Annotated in this window: 14 protein-coding genes and 1 pseudogene; 11 read left to right on the plus strand and 4 right to left on the minus strand. The window is 60.5% G+C overall.

All coding sequences use genetic code 11. From position 1 onward, the window contains the following. Window positions 1-21: 21 nt before the first annotated feature. Window positions 22-354 (plus strand): ComEA family DNA-binding protein, encoded by a 333-nt coding sequence (locus CLM72_RS09020; RefSeq protein ID WP_105226227.1) that lies wholly within the window; start codon window positions 22-24, stop codon window positions 352-354. A 100-nt stretch (window positions 355-454) separates the two neighbouring features. On the opposite strand, the pseudogene CLM72_RS09025 reads toward CLM72_RS09020, so the two are convergent. After that, window positions 455-987 (minus strand): annotated as a pseudogene (locus tag CLM72_RS09025) (IS66 family transposase); the annotation flags it as partial. 190 nt (window positions 988-1,177) lie between these two features. On the opposite strand from CLM72_RS09025, the gene CLM72_RS09030 reads away from it, so the two are divergent. From CLM72_RS09030 to CLM72_RS09040, 3 genes are all read left to right on the plus strand, one after another. After that, complete coding sequence (locus CLM72_RS09030) at window positions 1,178-2,062, plus strand: formyltransferase family protein (RefSeq protein ID WP_105226228.1); 885 nt, start codon at window positions 1,178-1,180, stop codon at window positions 2,060-2,062. A 205-nt stretch (window positions 2,063-2,267) separates the two neighbouring features. Further along, on the plus strand, window positions 2,268-2,894 hold the full coding sequence (locus tag CLM72_RS09035) for a GntR family transcriptional regulator (protein WP_105226229.1): 627 nt from the start codon (window positions 2,268-2,270) through the stop codon (window positions 2,892-2,894). A 14-nt stretch (window positions 2,895-2,908) separates the two neighbouring features. Then, window positions 2,909-3,757 carry a DUF1989 domain-containing protein gene (locus CLM72_RS09040; protein ID WP_105226230.1) on the plus strand — a complete coding sequence of 283 codons (849 nt, stop codon included), beginning with the start codon at window positions 2,909-2,911 and terminating at the stop codon, window positions 3,755-3,757. Window positions 3,758-3,816: 59 nt separating this feature from the next. Here the strand turns inward: CLM72_RS09040 and CLM72_RS09045 are convergent, their stop codons facing one another. After that, window positions 3,817-3,984 carry a DUF2897 family protein gene (locus tag CLM72_RS09045; protein WP_003172675.1) on the minus strand — a complete coding sequence of 56 codons (168 nt, stop codon included), beginning with the start codon at window positions 3,982-3,984 and terminating at the stop codon, window positions 3,817-3,819. Window positions 3,985-4,094: 110 nt separating this feature from the next. Then, window positions 4,095-5,459 (minus strand): ethanolamine permease, encoded by a 1,365-nt coding sequence (eat, locus tag CLM72_RS09050; RefSeq protein WP_105226231.1) that lies wholly within the window; start codon window positions 5,457-5,459, stop codon window positions 4,095-4,097. 413 nt (window positions 5,460-5,872) lie between these two features. Here eat and kdpF point away from each other — a divergent pair, with 413 nt between their 5' ends. The 6 genes from kdpF (at window position 5,873) to CLM72_RS09080 (ending at window position 13,926) form a co-directional block, all read left to right on the plus strand. After that, on the plus strand, window positions 5,873-5,962 hold the full coding sequence (kdpF, locus tag CLM72_RS09055; protein ID WP_003218754.1) for a K(+)-transporting ATPase subunit F: 90 nt from the start codon (window positions 5,873-5,875) through the stop codon (window positions 5,960-5,962). A gap of 9 nt (window positions 5,963-5,971) precedes the next feature. Further along, window positions 5,972-7,666 carry a potassium-transporting ATPase subunit KdpA gene (gene kdpA, locus CLM72_RS09060; protein ID WP_105226232.1) on the plus strand — a complete coding sequence of 565 codons (1,695 nt, stop codon included), beginning with the start codon at window positions 5,972-5,974 and terminating at the stop codon, window positions 7,664-7,666. A 9-nt stretch (window positions 7,667-7,675) separates the two neighbouring features. Then, the gene (kdpB, locus tag CLM72_RS09065) at window positions 7,676-9,739 is read left to right on the plus strand and encodes a potassium-transporting ATPase subunit KdpB (RefSeq protein WP_105226233.1); all 2,064 of its coding nucleotides are present in this window, start codon (window positions 7,676-7,678) and stop codon (window positions 9,737-9,739) included. A gap of 27 nt (window positions 9,740-9,766) precedes the next feature. Beyond that, a complete protein-coding gene (gene kdpC, locus CLM72_RS09070) occupies window positions 9,767-10,312 on the plus strand; it encodes a potassium-transporting ATPase subunit KdpC (protein ID WP_105226234.1) in 546 nt (181 codons plus the stop codon). A 127-nt stretch (window positions 10,313-10,439) separates the two neighbouring features. Further along, entirely contained in the window at window positions 10,440-13,082 is a 2,643-nt protein-coding gene (locus tag CLM72_RS09075) for a sensor histidine kinase KdpD (protein WP_105226235.1), read from the plus strand. A gap of 154 nt (window positions 13,083-13,236) precedes the next feature. Then, entirely contained in the window at window positions 13,237-13,926 is a 690-nt protein-coding gene (locus CLM72_RS09080) for a response regulator (protein ID WP_003189833.1), read from the plus strand. Window positions 13,927-14,041: 115 nt separating this feature from the next. Here CLM72_RS09080 and CLM72_RS09085 read toward each other — a convergent pair whose 3' ends face one another. After that, on the minus strand, window positions 14,042-15,079 hold the full coding sequence (locus CLM72_RS09085; RefSeq protein ID WP_003189836.1) for a patatin-like phospholipase family protein: 1,038 nt from the start codon (window positions 15,077-15,079) through the stop codon (window positions 14,042-14,044). A 216-nt stretch (window positions 15,080-15,295) separates the two neighbouring features. Between CLM72_RS09085 and CLM72_RS09090 the strand changes: the two genes are divergently transcribed. After that, on the plus strand, window positions 15,296-15,574 hold the full coding sequence (locus tag CLM72_RS09090; protein ID WP_003189839.1) for a hypothetical protein: 279 nt from the start codon (window positions 15,296-15,298) through the stop codon (window positions 15,572-15,574). The last annotated feature ends 33 nt before the right edge of the window (window positions 15,575-15,607 follow it).

Here is a 15,607-nt window from a genome sequence, read left to right on the forward strand (position 1 = left end):
AGATGTCATGGAGCGTTACATATGCGTACAACGTGTTTCTCAGCTTTTGTCTTTGCCGTTCTGGTTGGCACTTCCTTTGCTAGCAATGCTGCACCTGCGGGCAAAATTGAAGCATCGACACCCGTCAGCGCCCAAGTGACCGAGTCCGAACAAGCCGACAAGGTCAAGCTCAATTCGGCGGATGCGTACACTTTACAACGTGACTTGTTCGGTATCGGGGCCTCCAAAGCGAAGGCAATCATCGCTCACCGTGAAAATAATGGAGCGTTTACGGCCATTGATGAATTGCTGGAAGTCAAGGGAATTGGTAAAGCGCTTCTGGAGAAAAACCGCAATAGGCTTGAACTCAACTGATAATGTGAAAATTAACCAAGAGGCCGGTCATTGACCGGTCTTTTTTTTGGAGCGCCAGGCATGGCGCGTTGCGCTTAAGCGCAACCAGTTTGGCTATGGTGCCCAAGGCGCTTTGCGCGGTGACGTGTTGCTGGGTTTTCTCTAGCCAACTTTTCAACCGGGCGAGTATCGGCAAGCTCTTTTCCTGACGCCCGACAAACTGCTGTTCATCGTTGTTGGCATCCTTGAAGTCGCGCTCGAGGCCATACAGCGTGTTGATCATCGTCAACGCAACATCGGCACGACCCTCTTTGCCCTTGGGCTGCACTTTCTGTGCATCGACAAACTTGCGTCGGACGTGGGCCATACAGGCCAAACATTCAATGTCCGGTTGCAAAGCCAAAGCGTTATAGCCGCCGTAATCATCGGTCATCAGATAGCCGCGATAATCACCCTGCAGGCGCAACGGCACCTCATGTGCTCGTCTGGTGGTGCAGTCAAAAGGATGACGGGCCGCTTAGGTAGTCCGCTGGCTTGTACCCACATCCAGGATTGGCTGATCAGGTCGTGATCCGGCTCTTTCAATACCTGCACCCGTGTTTCATCGCATTGAATCACTGGGCTTTCCAGCAATCGATCGCTGGCTACCCGAAGGGTGAGTCCAAGGGCTGCTGGGCGGTGGGTGTTCATCAGACGGACTCGGGGTGAGTCCTTCTTGAATAAATTGAACGAAATATTCATGGGGGTGACTGAAAGAGACGTTCGATAAACATTGCGGCCAATATACCTCGCGGTATGCGCTGACAGTACATCGAAGAAAACAATTTCCACGCTGGAGGGCAACGTGAATACATCTTTAGTCACTTTGTTTGTAATGACCCAAAAAGGGCTCAATTTTGTCGAGAAGGTGGTTCCGCGGTACAAGGATTTTATCGCCGAAGTAGTCATTGGTGAGGACGCTGCCGTCCTGAACGATTACTCCAGTGAGATCGCCGCCGTTTGCGATTCCCAAAATGTACGGTTTAGTTTTCGCAGGGACTTTTCCAAAATTGAGACTGAGTACGCAATGGCCATTTCGTGGCGTTGGCTGATCGATCATCCTGCCGAGAAGTTGATCGTTTTTCATGATTCCCTGCTGCCCAAGTACCGGGGGTTTTCACCATTGGTCAATGCGTTGATCAACCATGAAAGCATGATCGGCGTGACCGCCATCTTCGGCGCCGCTGAATATGATCGCGGCGATATCATTCAGCAATCCGCTATGCCGATCAGCTACCCGATCACGATTGCCGAGGCGATATTAGCGGTTAATGACTGCTATGTGCATTTGGGTAAGGCCATCATGCAAATCTTTGCCCGTGGCGAAGCATTGAGTGCCCAGCCTCAGGCGCATGATCAGGCTAGTTATAGCCTATGGCGTGATGACGAGGATTATCGAATTGACTGGACGCTATCGGCCAGCTATATACGACGGGTTATTGATGCCGTCGGTGAACCTTATAAGGGCGCGCATTGCCTGTTGGGCAATGTGCCCGCGCGTATCTTGGCAGCCGAAGAGATGGAGGATGTTCAAATAGAGAACCGTACAGCGGGTAAGGTGATCTTTATGGAAGATGGACTACCTGTTGTTGTATGTGGTGAGGGCCTTTTGAAAGTGACAGTTTGCGTGGCCGATGACGGTCTCCAGAGCTTGTTACCGCTTTCGAAGTTCCGCTCGAGGTTCAGTTAATCGAACACCGTATGTATGGTCGGACTATGTTGCCCTTCAACCCCTGATCCGACGAGCCTCGGTGACAATTAGACAAATAACTGTCGATCATTTCGCGATCTATATTCAGCTCTGCGGCCGCAGTCTTCAGATCCTTTCCACCAGGTCATCCTTGGATTTGAACGGCGGATTAAGGCCGTCATGCGTTAGGTTCACGCTGTCACCGATGGCTGCAGCCATCGCCCTGGAACTCCGCGCCGATATCATCGGTGGGCGGCTGTTACTTGGCATGCCGCTGATCGAGGCGGACTTGGTCAAAGCCTACAACGCATCCCGCAATACGATTCGCGAGGCGCTGCATCGTCTGGGCCAGGAGGGCCTTACCCGCTATGTCCGCAATAAGGGCGTGATGGTACGCCGCTTGGCACGAGCAGAAGTACGCGACCTCTTCGTCGTCCGTCGCACCCTGGAGTTGCAGGCGATTGCGCAAAGCGGGCCACTGACGGACGCCCAATCCACACGTATGCAAAACGCCATTGACGCCACCACCCTGGCCCGGGAGCGCGAAGATTGGCGAGCCGTGGCCACCCACAGTCTTATGTTCCACCAACAGATCGTCGCCTTGATGGGCAGCCCATTGTTCGACGAGTTCTTCGCCCAGGTGATTGCCCAATTGCGTCTGGCGTTCTGCGCCGCGCCTGACGAGCAACGTTTCCAGTCGCCCTGGCTGGAGCGCGACCATGAGATATACACATTGCTAACCCGCAACCAAACCCAGGCCGCCAGCGAGGCGATGAGCCTGTACCTGGACGATTCAGAACACCTTTCCCTCGCCCTGTTTGATCACCCTTGATGGAGGATTGCCCCATGTACAAAGACTATCCGGCCGCTTACCAGGTCAGCAAAGGTTCGGCGTTGCAGGTGGATACGGCGTTCTATGAGCGTATTCGTGATCAGAAAACCCAGCGCACGTTGATCGAACAGTTCGAGGTGCCGATCCGTACGGGGAGGGCGTGGAAGGTGCCGGCCGGGCATGTGTTTCGTGTGACCACCCCGGTGGGGCCGCAGGTGGGGGACTTTAATGTCTGGAACGCCAACGATCCGCGCGAACGTTTGTGGGCTGCGCGCACTCGTCAGCTGCAAGGCGCTCATGTCAGCACCCATGATCGGTTGTGGTCGAACCTGCCCTTTTTAAGGCCCTTGGTCACGATCACCGATGACAGTCTGGCCAGCTACGGCATTGATGAGCACGGTGGGCGTTTGCATGACTTGTTGGGCACGCGGTGCGACCCCTATGTGAACCGTATGCTGACGGGGGAGGACTTTCATCACCATTGCCACTCGAACCTGACCCGTGCGGTATTGCCCCATGGGCTGACGGAGTTCGATGTGCATGACGTGTTGAATATTTTCCAGTGCACCGGGCTCAATCACGATGACATGTACTTTATGAAGGCCTGTCCGGCGCAGAAGGGCGATTACCTGGAGTTCTTTGCCGAGATTGATCTGCTGTGTGCGCTGTCGACGTGCCCTGGCGGGGATTTGTCGCTGCCGATGTGGGGGCCGGAGGCGCAGGACCCGTTGACGGTGTGTCGGCCGTTGGGGGTGGAGATCTATAGGCTGGAGGATGAGTTGCTCAGTGGCTGGAGCCAGCCGGAGCGTGCGGCCTATAAGGGGCAACATGGGTTGCATATTGCCAAGGCGGATTGGGAGTAGGGGGGGCTGCTGCGCAGCCCAGCGGGAGCAAGCTCCCTCACCACGGGGTTACGAGCGGTTTATCTGTCTTGGGCATCCTTGGCATCCGCCTGCGCATTGCGCTCGGCCACGCGTTTGCGTTGTTCGTCGGTGAGTTCGACTTTGTTGGCGCTGTCGCGCAGCATCATCAGCCCTCCGACGATCGACCCGATCGCGACTACCATAATCAACCACGCATACCACGGCATAAGGCTCTCCTTGAGGCAGATGTCCGTGGGAAAGCTTCCCACGGTAATGACTGCTTTGAGTCATGGGCTTTCTGAGTAGTTCAGTGTAGGCCCGTTCTGCCTCATAGGCGCTATTGTCCGGTCAACATTGCATCCGCCGGTGCATCGACGCGGTCTTGTGCGGTCAGCTGGAAGTAGATGAAACCCACCGCCATGAAGCCCAGGAAGATCAGCCCGATCAAGGCATTGAACCAGGCCATCGCCACCAGGCATACCACCGCCAGCACCAGCGCAATACCCGGCACGATGGGGTAGCCCGGTGCGCGGAAGGTGCGTTCCAGTCGCGGCTCGGTCTTACGCAGTTTGAACAGGCTGAGCATGCTCATGATGTACATGACGATGGCACCGAACACCGCCATGGTGATCATCGCGGCGGTCAGGGTCATGCCGCCCAGGTTGATCAGGCCGTCGCTGTAGATAGCGGCGATACCCACCACGCCGCCGGCGAGGATGGCCCGGTGCGGTGTCTGGAAACGTGAGAGTTTGGCCAGGAAAGACGGCAGGTAACCGGCGCGGGCCAGGGCGAAGAACTGGCGCGAGTAGCCGAGGATGATGCCGTGGAAGCTTGCTACCAAACCGAACAGGCCAATCCATACCAGCATGTGCAGCCAGCCGGAGCTGTCGCCCACCACGGTTTTCATCACCTGGGGCAGTGGGTCGTTGATGTTCGACAACGCGCGCCAGTCACCTACGCCGCCAGCGAAGAACATCACGCCCATGGCCAGGATCACCAGGGTGAGGATGCCGCTGATGTAGGCCTTCGGAATGGTGCGCTTGGGGTCCTTGGCTTCTTCGGCGGCCATGGCAGCGCCTTCAATGGCGAGGAAGAACCAGATGGCGAAGGGGATGGCGGCAAACATCCCGGCAATCGCCGGGGCGCCGAAGGTGTCGGAGCCGGCCCAGCCGTTGAGGGCGAAGTGGCTGAAGCTGAACGCCGGGGCGACTACGCCCATGAACACCAGCAGTTCGGCGACGGCCAGCACGCAGACCACCAACTCAAAGGTGGCGGCGAGCTTTACCCCGAGGATATTCAGGCCCATGAACACGATATAGGCGCCGACGGCGGCGTGTTTGGGGTCGAGTGCCGGGAACTGCACGTTCAGGTACGCACCAATGGCCAGGGCTATCGCGGGCGGGGCGAAGACGAACTCGATCAAGGTGGCCAGGCCGGCAATCAAGCCACCTTTCTCACCGAAGGCGCGACGGCTGTAGGCAAAGGGGCCTCCTGCGTGGGGAATCGCAGTGGTCAGTTCGGTGAAACTGAAGATAAAGCAGGTGTACATCGCGGCGACCATCAACGAGGTCACCAGAAAGCCCAAGGTACCGGCGACGCCCCAGCCGTAGCTCCAGCCGAAATACTCGCCGGAGATCACCAGCCCCACGGCGATGCCCCATAGATGCAAGGTGCCCAAGGTGGGCTTGAGTTGTGTGTTCATTGTGCTGCGCTCCTTGAACTGTTTGGAATGATTCAAGGTGTTGCAGTGGCTATGCCAAGCCTCAGAACTATGTCGTAAAGCAATGCCTATGTCGCCGAAGGGACGGTTTGGCGTTTGAATGCGGCATGAGTTGCACCACATAAGTGCGGTGGTGACTTGGCGGGCGCTTTCGCGGGCAAGCCCGCTCCCACACTTGACCGAGTTTTAATTGAAAGAACGCAGTCGAATGTGGGAGCCGGGCTTGCCCGCGAAGAGGCCCTCCCAGCCACGGCAAACCCCGCTGTAAACCCCACATAAACCCACTCTTTACGCCATCTTTACGCCCCACCCAGCCCCTCGCTCTCGTTCCTTTACACCGCTCCTGCGGACAATGCCCCCACACGCGGCAATCGCCGCAAGACGGGGAAATTTCCATGAGCGTTCTGGACGGAGTGTCACTGCTATTGGCCGTGGCGCTGTTCATTTATCTGCTGGTTGCGCTGTTACGCGCGGATCGGAACTAGGAGCGGGCTATGCACAGTTATGACTATTGGCTGATCATCGCCTTCTTTGCCGTGGTACTGGTGCCGGCACCCTTTTTGGGGCGGTTCTACTACAAGGTGATGGAAGGCCAGCGCACCTGGCTCACGCCCGTATTGGGGCCTGTCGAGAAAGCCTGTTATCGCCTCTCGGGCGTGGATGCGCAGCAGGAACAGAGCTGGCAGAAATACATGCTGGCCTTGCTCGCATTCAACCTGGCGGGCTTCTTGTTGTTGTTCTCGATCCTGTTATTTCAGGGCTCCCTGCCACTGAACCCGCAAAAACTGCCGGGCCAGGAATGGACCCTGGCGTTCAACACCGCCGTCAGTTTCATGACCAATACCAACTGGCAGAACTACAGCGGCGAAGCGTCCCTAAGTTATCTAAGTCAGATGGCCGGCCTCACGGTGCAGAACTTCGTCAGTGCGGCGACCGGTCTCGCCGTCCTGGTCGCCTTGTGCCGTGGGATCGGGCGCAAATCTGCCCAGACCCTGGGCAACTTCTGGGTCGACATGACCCGCGCCACCCTCTACGGCCTGCTGCCGTTGTGCCTGGTGCTCGCGCTGTTCCTGGTATGGCAGGGCGTGCCGCAAACCTTCGCTCACTATGTGGATGCCATCACGCTGCAGGGCGTGGACCAGGTGATTCCGCTGGGGCCGGCCGCCAGCCAGATTGCGATCAAGCAACTGGGCACCAACGGCGGTGGCTTCTTCGGCGTGAACTCGGCGCATCCGTTTGAAGACCCGACAGCCTGGGCCAACCTGTTTGAAGTGGCCTCGATCATCCTGATCCCGGTGGCGTTGGTGTTTACCTTTGGCCATTACGTCAAGGACCTGCGTCAGAGCCGGGCGATCCTCGCGTGCATGCTGGCGTTGTTCCTGATCGGCGGCGCGACGTCGCTTTGGTCCGAATACCAGCCCAATCCGACCCTGAACCACCCTGCCGTGGAACAGACCGCGCCGCTGGAGGGCAAGGAAACACGCTTCGGCACCACCGGTACCGTGCTGTGGTCGGTGACCACCACCGCGGCGTCCAACGGTTCGGTCAATGGCATGCAGGACAGCCTCAGTCCCCTGAGTGGGATGGTGGCGCTGGTCAACATGATGGTCGGCGAAGTGATCTTCGGCGGCGTGGGTGCCGGCATGTACGGCATGTTGCTCAACGTGTTGATCGCGGTGTTCCTCGCCGGCCTGATGATCGGCCGCACCCCGGAATACCTGGGCAAGAAACTCCAAGCCAAGGAAGTGCAATTGCTGGTGGTGACCCTGCTGGTGATGCCGGTCGGCGTGCTGGTGCTGAGTTCCATCGCTGCCAGCCTCCCGGGCCCGGCGGGCGCTATCAGTAACCCTGGCCCACACGGCTTCAGTCAATTGCTCTATGCCTATACCTCGGCCAGTGCCAACAACGGTTCGGCGTTTGCCGGCCTCGGCGCCAATACCCCATTCCATAACCTGATGCTCGGCCTGGGCATGTTGATCGGCCGCTTTGGCTACATCCTCCCGGTACTGGCCCTGGCCGGCAGCCTGGCGATGAAGAAGACCGCGCCGATTGGCCAGAACAGCTTCCCCACCCATGGCGCGCTGTTCGTGACCTTGTTGACCGTGACCATTTTGTTGGTGGGCGGCCTGACTTTCCTGCCGACGCTGGCGTTGGGCCCCATCGCTGAACACTTGAGCATGGGCTTCTAGTTAAGGGATATGAAAATGAATATGCCTGTAAAAAACGCGGCCCCGGTCAAACCCCAGGAGCCCGCCAAAACCGCTATCTCGGCCCTGTGGCGCCCGGCACTGGTCCAGGCGTTCGTCAAGCTGGACCCACGCCAACTGCAACGCTCGCCAGTGATGCTGGTGGTGGAGCTGACCGCCATCCTCACCACCGTGTTGTGCTTTGTGCCCGATACCACCGTGCCCACCTTTGTTGCGGTGCAAATCGCGGTGTGGCTGTGGTTCACCGTGCTGTTCGCCAACTTCGCCGAAGCCTTGGCCGAAGGCCGTGGCAAGGCCCGCGCCGACAGCCTCAAGGCTGGCAGCGAAGGCTTGAGTGCCCGTCGCCAGGAAGCTGATGGCAGCTTCAAGGTGGTGCCGGCCACCAGCCTGCGCAAGGGTGATGTGGTGCGTGTGGCTGCTGGGGAAATGATCCCCGGTGATGGTGAAGTCGTCGAAGGTATTGCGGCGGTCAACGAAGCAGCGATCACCGGCGAGTCCGCCCCGGTCATCCGCGAGTCCGGCGGCGACCGCTCGGCCGTTACCGGCAACACTCGGTTGGTCTCGGACTGGCTGCTGATCCGCATCACCGCCAACCCGGGCGAGTCCACCCTGGACCGCATGATCGCGCTGGTGGAGGGCGCCAAACGCCAGAAGACCCCCAACGAAGTCGCGCTGGATATCCTGCTGATCGGCCTGACCCTGATCTTCCTGCTGGTGGTGGTGACCTTGCAGCCGTTCGCCCACTTCGCCAATGGCAGCTTGCCTTTGGTGTTCCTGGTCGCACTGCTGGTGACACTGATTCCTACCACCATTGGCGGCTTGTTGTCGGCCATCGGTATTGCCGGCATGGACCGCCTGGTGCGTCTCAACGTGATCGCCAAGTCTGGCCGCGCGGTAGAAGCGGCGGGGGACGTGCATGTGTTGCTGCTGGACAAGACCGGCACCATCACCTTCGGCAATCGTCGTTGCTCGGCTGTGGTCGCTGCACCTGGCGTCAGTGGCCGCGAATTGGCCGAAGGCGCGTTGCTGGCGTCCCTGGCCGATGATACGGCGGAAGGCAAATCCATCGTTGAATACCTGCGCGCCTTGCACCCCCAGGCCGAGCCGAGCCTGGAGGCGTTGACCGCCGTGCCCTTCAGCGCCGAGACCCGTTTGTCCGGTGTCGACTATCAGGGCCGTGTGTTCCGTAAAGGCGCGGTGGACTCGCTGCTGGCGTTTATCGGCCAGCAACGCAGCGACCTGCTGCCTGCGTTGTCGCGGGAAATCGACAAGATCGCCCAAAGCGGCGGCACGCCCTTGCTGGTGTGCGCCGATGGCAAGTTGCTGGGGGCGATCCATCTCAAAGACGTGGTCAAGCCAGGTATCCGTGAGCGTTTTGCCGAGTTGCGCAAGTTGGGGATTCGCACCGTGATGGTCACTGGCGACAACCCGTTGACCGCCGCCGCGATTGCCGCTGAAGCGGGTGTGGACGATGTGCTGGCCGAAGCCACGCCAGAGAAGAAACTCGCGCGTATTCGCCATGAGCAGAACGATGGTCGCCTGGTTGCCATGTGCGGCGACGGCGCCAACGACGCCCCGGCGCTGGCCCAGGCTGACGTCGGCATGGCGATGAACGACGGCACCCAGGCCGCGCGCGAAGCCGCCAACATGGTCGACCTCGACAGCGACCCGACCAAGCTGCTGGACGTGGTGCAGATCGGCAAGGAACTGCTGGTGACCCGTGGCGCGCTGACGACCTTTTCCATCGCCAACGACGTGGCCAAGTACTTCGCGATCCTGCCGGCGCTGTTCGCCTCGATCTACCCGCAACTGGGCGTGCTCAACATCATGCACTTGCAGAGCCCACAGAGCGCGATCCTTTCGGCCATAGTGTTCAACGCCTTGATCATCGTCGTGCTGATTCCGCTGGCGCTGCGCGGCGTGCGGGTGCAGGCGGCGAGTGCGGCGGCGTTGTTGCGGCGCAACCTGCTGATCTACGGGCTGGGCGGGCTGTTGGTGCCGTTCGTGGGCATCAAGGCCATCGACATGCTGCTGACGGCGCTGCACCTGGTTTGACCTGTCTGATTTATTGAGGATTTGACCATGACAAACATCATTCGCCCGGCCCTGAGTCTGCTGTTGCTCATGACTCTGATCACCGGCGTCGCCTACCCGCTGGTGGTCACTGGCGTGGCACAGGTCGCGTTCCCCGACCAGGCCAATGGCAGCCTGGTGCGCGACGCCAGCGGCAAGGTGCGCGGCTCCAGCCTGATCGCCCAGGACTTTACCGGTGACCGCTGGTTTCACCCACGCCCGTCAGCCGGTGCTTTTGCCACAGTGTCCAGCAGTGCCAGTAACCTGGGCCCCAGCAATCCTGCCCTGGCGACCCGCATCATCGAGGATGCCGGCAAACAGTCAGTGCCTGGCCAGGGCCCGGTGCCACTGGCCTCGCTGACAACCTCCGGCAGCGGCCTTGATCCACACTTGCCACCGCAGGCGATTGCCTATCAACTGGCGCGAGTGGCGGCGGCGCGAAATGTGCCAGTGTCGACCTTGCAGCGGTTGCTGGATGAGCATATCGAAAGCCCTCTGGTAGGCCCGCCCGTAGTAAACGTCCTGGCCCTCAACATGGCTTTGGAAGCGTTGTAAGCCAGGCGATCGCCATCGCGGGAAAGCCCGGCTCCCACATTTGGAATGTATTCCACTGTGGGAGCCGGGCTTGCCCGCGATGGCGGCCTTGAAGACTCTCTATCAATACCTGAAGGAACCCCCGAGCATGAGCGACGCCGGCCGCGCCGATGCCCTGTTAGCCGATCTGCCCCGGGACGGCCGTGGCCGGCTCAAAGTCTTCCTTGGCGCCGCGCCCGGTGTGGGCAAGACCTACGCCATGCTCCAGGCGGCCCATACCCAACTGCGCCAGGGCGTGCGCCTGATCGCTGGGGTGGTTGAAACCCACGGCCGCGCCGAGACCGAAGCCTTGCTCAGCGGCCTGCCGCAACAACCGCTGTTGCGTAGCGAATACCGTGGCGTGATGCTCGAAGAAATGGACCTCGACGGCCTGCTCGCCGCCAAGCCAAAGCTGGTGCTGGTGGACGAACTGGCCCACAGCAACGCTCCCGGCAGTCGTCATGAAAAACGCTGGCAAGACATCCAGGAACTGCTCGCCGCCGGCATCAACGTGTTCACTACGGTCAACGTCCAGCACCTGGAAAGCCTCAACGACCAAGTGCGTGGCATCACCGGCGTGCAAGTGCGCGAAACCCTGCCGGACTGGGTGCTGCAAGAGGCCGACGAACTGCTGCTGATCGACCTTCCGTCTCGCGAGCTGCTCGAGCGCCTGCGTGACGGCAAGGTGTATGTGCCCGAACAGGCGCGTGCGGCCATCGATGCGTTTTTCACCCAGACCAACCTCATGGCCCTGCGCGAACTGGCCATGCAAACTGCCGCCGCCCACGTCGACGACGATCTGGCCCAAGGCTACCGCCAACTCGGCCAGGCTGCGCCGGCGGTGCGTGGGCGCCTGTTGGTCGGTGTGGATGGCGATGCCCAAGCCGAACGCCTGGTGCGCCATGCCAGCCGCGTGGCTCAGCGTCGGCATTTGCCCTGGAGCCTGGTGCACATCGACAACGGCCGTGCGCGGGATGAGCAATCGCGCCTGCGCCTGCAAAACGCCCAGCAACTGGCAGAGCGGCTGGGCGGGGAAGTGGTGTTGCTGCGCGCCGGGGAAGTGGCCAAGACCCTGATCCAGCACGCCGCCGAACGCCGTGCCAGTTTAGTGCTGGTAGGCCAGTCACGGATGCGCTGGCGGCGGCGCCTGTTCGGTGGCGGCTTGGCGGCACGCCTGTTGCGCAATGCCCGCGGCTTGGAAATCAACGTCCTCGACAGCGATGACATGCCTGCACCGCTACGCCTGCCGGAGGTACGCGGGTTGGTGTGGTTCGATTACGCCTTGGCGGTGGTGGCCACCCTCGCTGCTGCAGCAGTGGCCTGGGCCGTGTCCAGCGCGTTGGCGCTGCCGAACATCTCGTTGGTGTTTCTCGCTGCCGTGCTGTTGGTGGCGGTGCGCAGTAGCCTGGGGCCGTCCCTGGTGTGCGCGGCACTGTCGTTTTTGACTTACGATTTTCTATTTATTCCGCCGAATTTTTCCTTCGCCATCCAGCGCGAAGAAGACGTGCTGACCCTGTTGTTCTTCCTGTTGATGGCAGCGTTGACCGGCAACCTCGCCGCACGCCAGCGCCACCAGTTGCAGGCGTTGCGCGATACCCAGGAAGAAACCAGCGAGCTGCTCGACCTGTCGCGCAAGCTCACCGCTGCCACCGACCGCCAAGCCGTCATCAGCGCCGCCGCCCACCATCTGCAAGGTTGGAACGAGCTCGACCTGTGCCTGGTCAATCGCGACGGACAGGGCGGCTGGAAGGTCGAGACCGGTGGCCCGTTGACCCTCACCGAAGCCGAACGCGCCGCCGCCGATTGGGCCTGGCAGCATGATCAGCCGGCCGGCATGGGCACCGGCACTTTGCCGTTTGGGCGTTGGTGGTGGTGGCCGCTGTCGGGTGAAGAGGGGCCTTTGGGGTTGCTGGGTGTCAGTGCCAAGCCTGGCCTGGAATTGAGCGGGCAACGTCGACGCTTGCTCACCGCGTTGAGCCAACCGCTGGCCCAGGCACTGGCGCGGGCGCAATTGGGGCAGGAGTTGGAATCGGCGCGCCTGCACGGCGAAACCGAACAACTGCGCAGCGCTTTGCTCGCTTCGGTGTCCCACGACTTGCGCACGCCATTGACCTCCATGCGCGGCAGCATCGACAGCCTGCTGGCCCTTGGTGAAGCCATCCCCCTGGAGGATCGCCGCGAATTGCTCGAAGGCACCCGTGATGAAGCCGAGCGCCTCGACCGCTATATTCAGAACCTGCTGGACATGACCCGCCTGGGCCACGGTGCGCTGAAACTGGCACGCGATTGGGTGTCGCCCGGCGATATTGTCGGCAGTGCCCTTGGGCGATTGCGCGCCGTGCTGGCGCCGTTGCAGATGAGCACCGATGTGCCGCCGGAGCTGCCTTTGTTGTATGTGCATGCGGCGTTGATTGAGCAGGCCCTGGTCAATGTGCTGGAAAACGCCGCGCGGTTTTCGCCGCCCCGGGGCCGCTTGCAGTTGCGTGCGGGCGTGCAGGATGAGCAGTTGTTTTTTGCCGTAGCGGATGAAGGGCCGGGGATTCCCGAGGAGGAGCGTGCGAAGATCTTCGACATGTTCTACACCGCTGCCCGCGGTGATCGAGGCGGGCAGGGCACCGGCCTCGGCTTGGCGATCTGCCAGGGCATGGTCGGTGCGCACGGTGGGCATATCAGCGTGGCCGATGGCATTGACGGTCTGGGTACCTGCATCACCTTGTTTCTGCCATTGCCGACACAACCTGCCCTGGAATAAGCCCTGTAAGAGCGAGGGGGACGCCTAGTTCTTGCTCGCGAAGGTCGTTAACGATAAAGATGGCGTCCTGAATGTACGCGGTGCCTAGAGGTTTTTCGCGAGCAAGCTCGCTCCTACCGGGGGTGATTTTTTTAATGGGTTTTAATGAGACACCATGAGCCAGACCGCGACGATTCTTGTCATTGATGACGAACCGCAGATCCGCAAATTCTTGCGCATCAGCCTGGCCTCCCAGGGCTATAAGGTGATCGAAGCCGGCACCGGCAACGAAGGCCTGGCCCAAGCGGCCTTGAGCAAACCGGATCTGCTGGTACTCGACCTGGGCCTGCCCGACATGGACGGCCAACAGGTGCTGCGCGAGTTTCGCGAGTGGTCGAGCGTGCCGGTGCTGGTGCTGTCGGTGCGGGCCAGCGAAGGTCAGAAGGTCGAGGCCCTCGACGGTGGCGCCAATGACTACGTGACCAAACCGTTCGGCATCCAGGAGTTTCTTGCCCGTGTGCGTGCGCTGTTGCGCCAGGCACCGGCCGGAGAGGCCCAGGAAGCCGCCTTGAGTTTTGGCCCGCTGACGGTCGACCTGGCCTATCGCCGCGTTTTGCTGGACGGTGCTGAAGTGGCGCTGACCCGCAAGGAATACGCCGTGCTGGCGCAGTTGGCACGCCACCCGGGGAGGGTGATTACCCAACAGCAGCTGCTCAAGGACATCTGGGGGCCAACCCATACCGAGGACAGCCACTACCTGCGTATCGTGGTGGGGCACCTGCGCCAGAAGCTGGCGGATGACCCTACCCAGCCACGGTTTATCGTGACTGAGGCGGGGGTGGGGTATCGGTTGCTAGGTGCCTGAACCTTTGGTGCCTGTGCTGGCGCCATCGCAGGCAAGCCAGCTCCCACAGTTGAAATGCATTCCCCTGTGGGAGCCGGGCTTGCCCGCGATGAGGCCATCCGCAACACCTACACGCTCAACTCTGCTCACTTTCATACCGATCCAACGTATCACTGGCAATCTCCCGCCCCAAAGCGATCAACTCCGGCGCTTTATAGAACTCGAAAAACCGGCACACCCGCTTCGGCACGTTGATCAGCACATCGGGCGGATACCCGGCGATCTTGTATTGTGCCAATGAGGTTTGCATCACCTCGAAACTCTGGTTGATCAGGTCCAGCAGCGATGCAGGCCCGACGTTGTCGATGATGAACGAGCCGGTGGCCGACTTCGGTGCGCCGGCTTTCTCCGGCGCCGCGGCAGGTTGCTGGGCTTCGGGTTCGGCAGACTCCAGCCACGGGTTGATTTCGGCGGCCTGGGCCTGCAAGGCTTCTTGTTCCAGCTTCATCAACTGCTCGGCCTGCTTGCGGCGAAAGGGCAGGTGGGAGCCCAGTGACTTGGCCAGGCTGTTGAAGCGGCTCTTGAACGCCGGCGGGCGCTGGATCACCGGCAATTGGTAGTGTTTCTGGTTGGTGGCATTGAGGTTGACCGCAATGATCAAGTCGCAATGGCTCGACACCACCGGAACGATGGGCAGCGGGTTGAGCAGGCCGCCGTCCACCAGCATGCGGTTGCCCTGCATCACCGGTGTGAACAGGCTGGGGATGGCCGCCGATGCGCGCATGGCCTGGTGCAGGCAGCCTTCCTGGAACCAGATCTCCTGTTGGTTGGTGAGGTCGGTGGCGACGGCAGTGTAGGGGATGCGCAGCTCCTCGATATTGATATCGCCGACAATCTTGCGGATTTGCCCGAACACCTTCTCACCGCGAATCGCTCCCAGGCGAAAGCTCACATCTACCAGGCGCAATACGTCGAGGTAGTCCAGGCTTTCGATCCAGTTGCGGTACTCGTCGAGCTTGCCTGCGGCGTAGATCCCACCCACCACGGCGCCCATGGAACAGCCGGCGATACAGGCGATGTCATAGCCGCGTCGTTCGATTTCCTCGATCACCCCGATATGGGCGTAGCCCCTGGCACCACCGGAGCCCAGCACTAAGGCAACACGTTTCTTCATGGCCAGATCCTTCGCAAAACAGGGGCCCACAATGCACCCATCAAGGGGCCTGCTTCAATCCTTGCTGACAGCGCGCAATATTTTTCCAGGCTGGCGATCAGGCTCGGGTATGCTCTGGCAATAGGTACTACTGATTTCAGGCTAAGGACAAGGCACTTTTCCCTGTAGGCAACGTCTACAGGCTACGACTGAATTTGTATATTTGAGGTGTCATCAATGAAAGCCTGGATCTGTGTGCCTGTGATCGTGTTGGCCTTGGCTGGCTGTGCCGGGAAAACCGCGTATCGCGACAGCTGTGGCTCGCAATTGGACGCCGCCTGGAAAGAGCTGGACCTGGCCAAGGCCGAAGGTTTTGCCGGCACTGTCAGCTATTCGAAGGCGTTGTCGCTGTTGACTGGCGCCAAGACTCAGCAGCAGTTCGAGGCGTTCGAGGGTTGCTCCAACAAGGCCGAAAAGGCGCGGTTCTACATTCGTGAGTCTCGCGCCGGGCGATAACCCAGGGCGGATAGGATTTTTCATCGGAAAGTG

This window comes from Pseudomonas sp. MYb193 (genome assembly GCF_002966775.1).
Taxonomy (GTDB): Bacteria; Pseudomonadota; Gammaproteobacteria; order Pseudomonadales; family Pseudomonadaceae; genus Aquipseudomonas; species Aquipseudomonas paracarnis.

What these genes read in the sequence shown, in the direction of transcription:
- CLM72_RS09020 (WP_105226227.1), top strand. Translation starts at nt 22, where the DNA reads ATGCGTACAACGTGTTTCTCAGCTTTTGTCTTTGCCGTTCTGGTTGGC.
- CLM72_RS09035 (WP_105226229.1), top strand. Translation starts at nt 2,268, where the DNA reads ATGGCTGCAGCCATCGCCCTGGAACTCCGCGCCGATATCATCGGTGGG.
- CLM72_RS09040 (WP_105226230.1), top strand. Translation starts at nt 2,909, where the DNA reads ATGTACAAAGACTATCCGGCCGCTTACCAGGTCAGCAAAGGTTCGGCG.
- CLM72_RS09045 (WP_003172675.1), bottom strand. Translation starts at nt 3,984, where the DNA reads ATGCCGTGGTATGCGTGGTTGATTATGGTAGTCGCGATCGGGTCGATC.
- eat (WP_105226231.1), bottom strand. Translation starts at nt 5,459, where the DNA reads ATGAACACACAACTCAAGCCCACCTTGGGCACCTTGCATCTATGGGGC.
- kdpF (WP_003218754.1), top strand. Translation starts at nt 5,873, where the DNA reads ATGAGCGTTCTGGACGGAGTGTCACTGCTATTGGCCGTGGCGCTGTTC.
- kdpA (WP_105226232.1), top strand. Translation starts at nt 5,972, where the DNA reads ATGCACAGTTATGACTATTGGCTGATCATCGCCTTCTTTGCCGTGGTA.
- kdpB (WP_105226233.1), top strand. Translation starts at nt 7,676, where the DNA reads ATGAAAATGAATATGCCTGTAAAAAACGCGGCCCCGGTCAAACCCCAG.
- kdpC (WP_105226234.1), top strand. Translation starts at nt 9,767, where the DNA reads ATGACAAACATCATTCGCCCGGCCCTGAGTCTGCTGTTGCTCATGACT.
- CLM72_RS09075 (WP_105226235.1), top strand. Translation starts at nt 10,440, where the DNA reads ATGAGCGACGCCGGCCGCGCCGATGCCCTGTTAGCCGATCTGCCCCGG.
- CLM72_RS09080 (WP_003189833.1), top strand. Translation starts at nt 13,237, where the DNA reads ATGAGCCAGACCGCGACGATTCTTGTCATTGATGACGAACCGCAGATC.
- CLM72_RS09085 (WP_003189836.1), bottom strand. Translation starts at nt 15,079, where the DNA reads ATGAAGAAACGTGTTGCCTTAGTGCTGGGCTCCGGTGGTGCCAGGGGC.
- CLM72_RS09090 (WP_003189839.1), top strand. Translation starts at nt 15,296, where the DNA reads ATGAAAGCCTGGATCTGTGTGCCTGTGATCGTGTTGGCCTTGGCTGGC.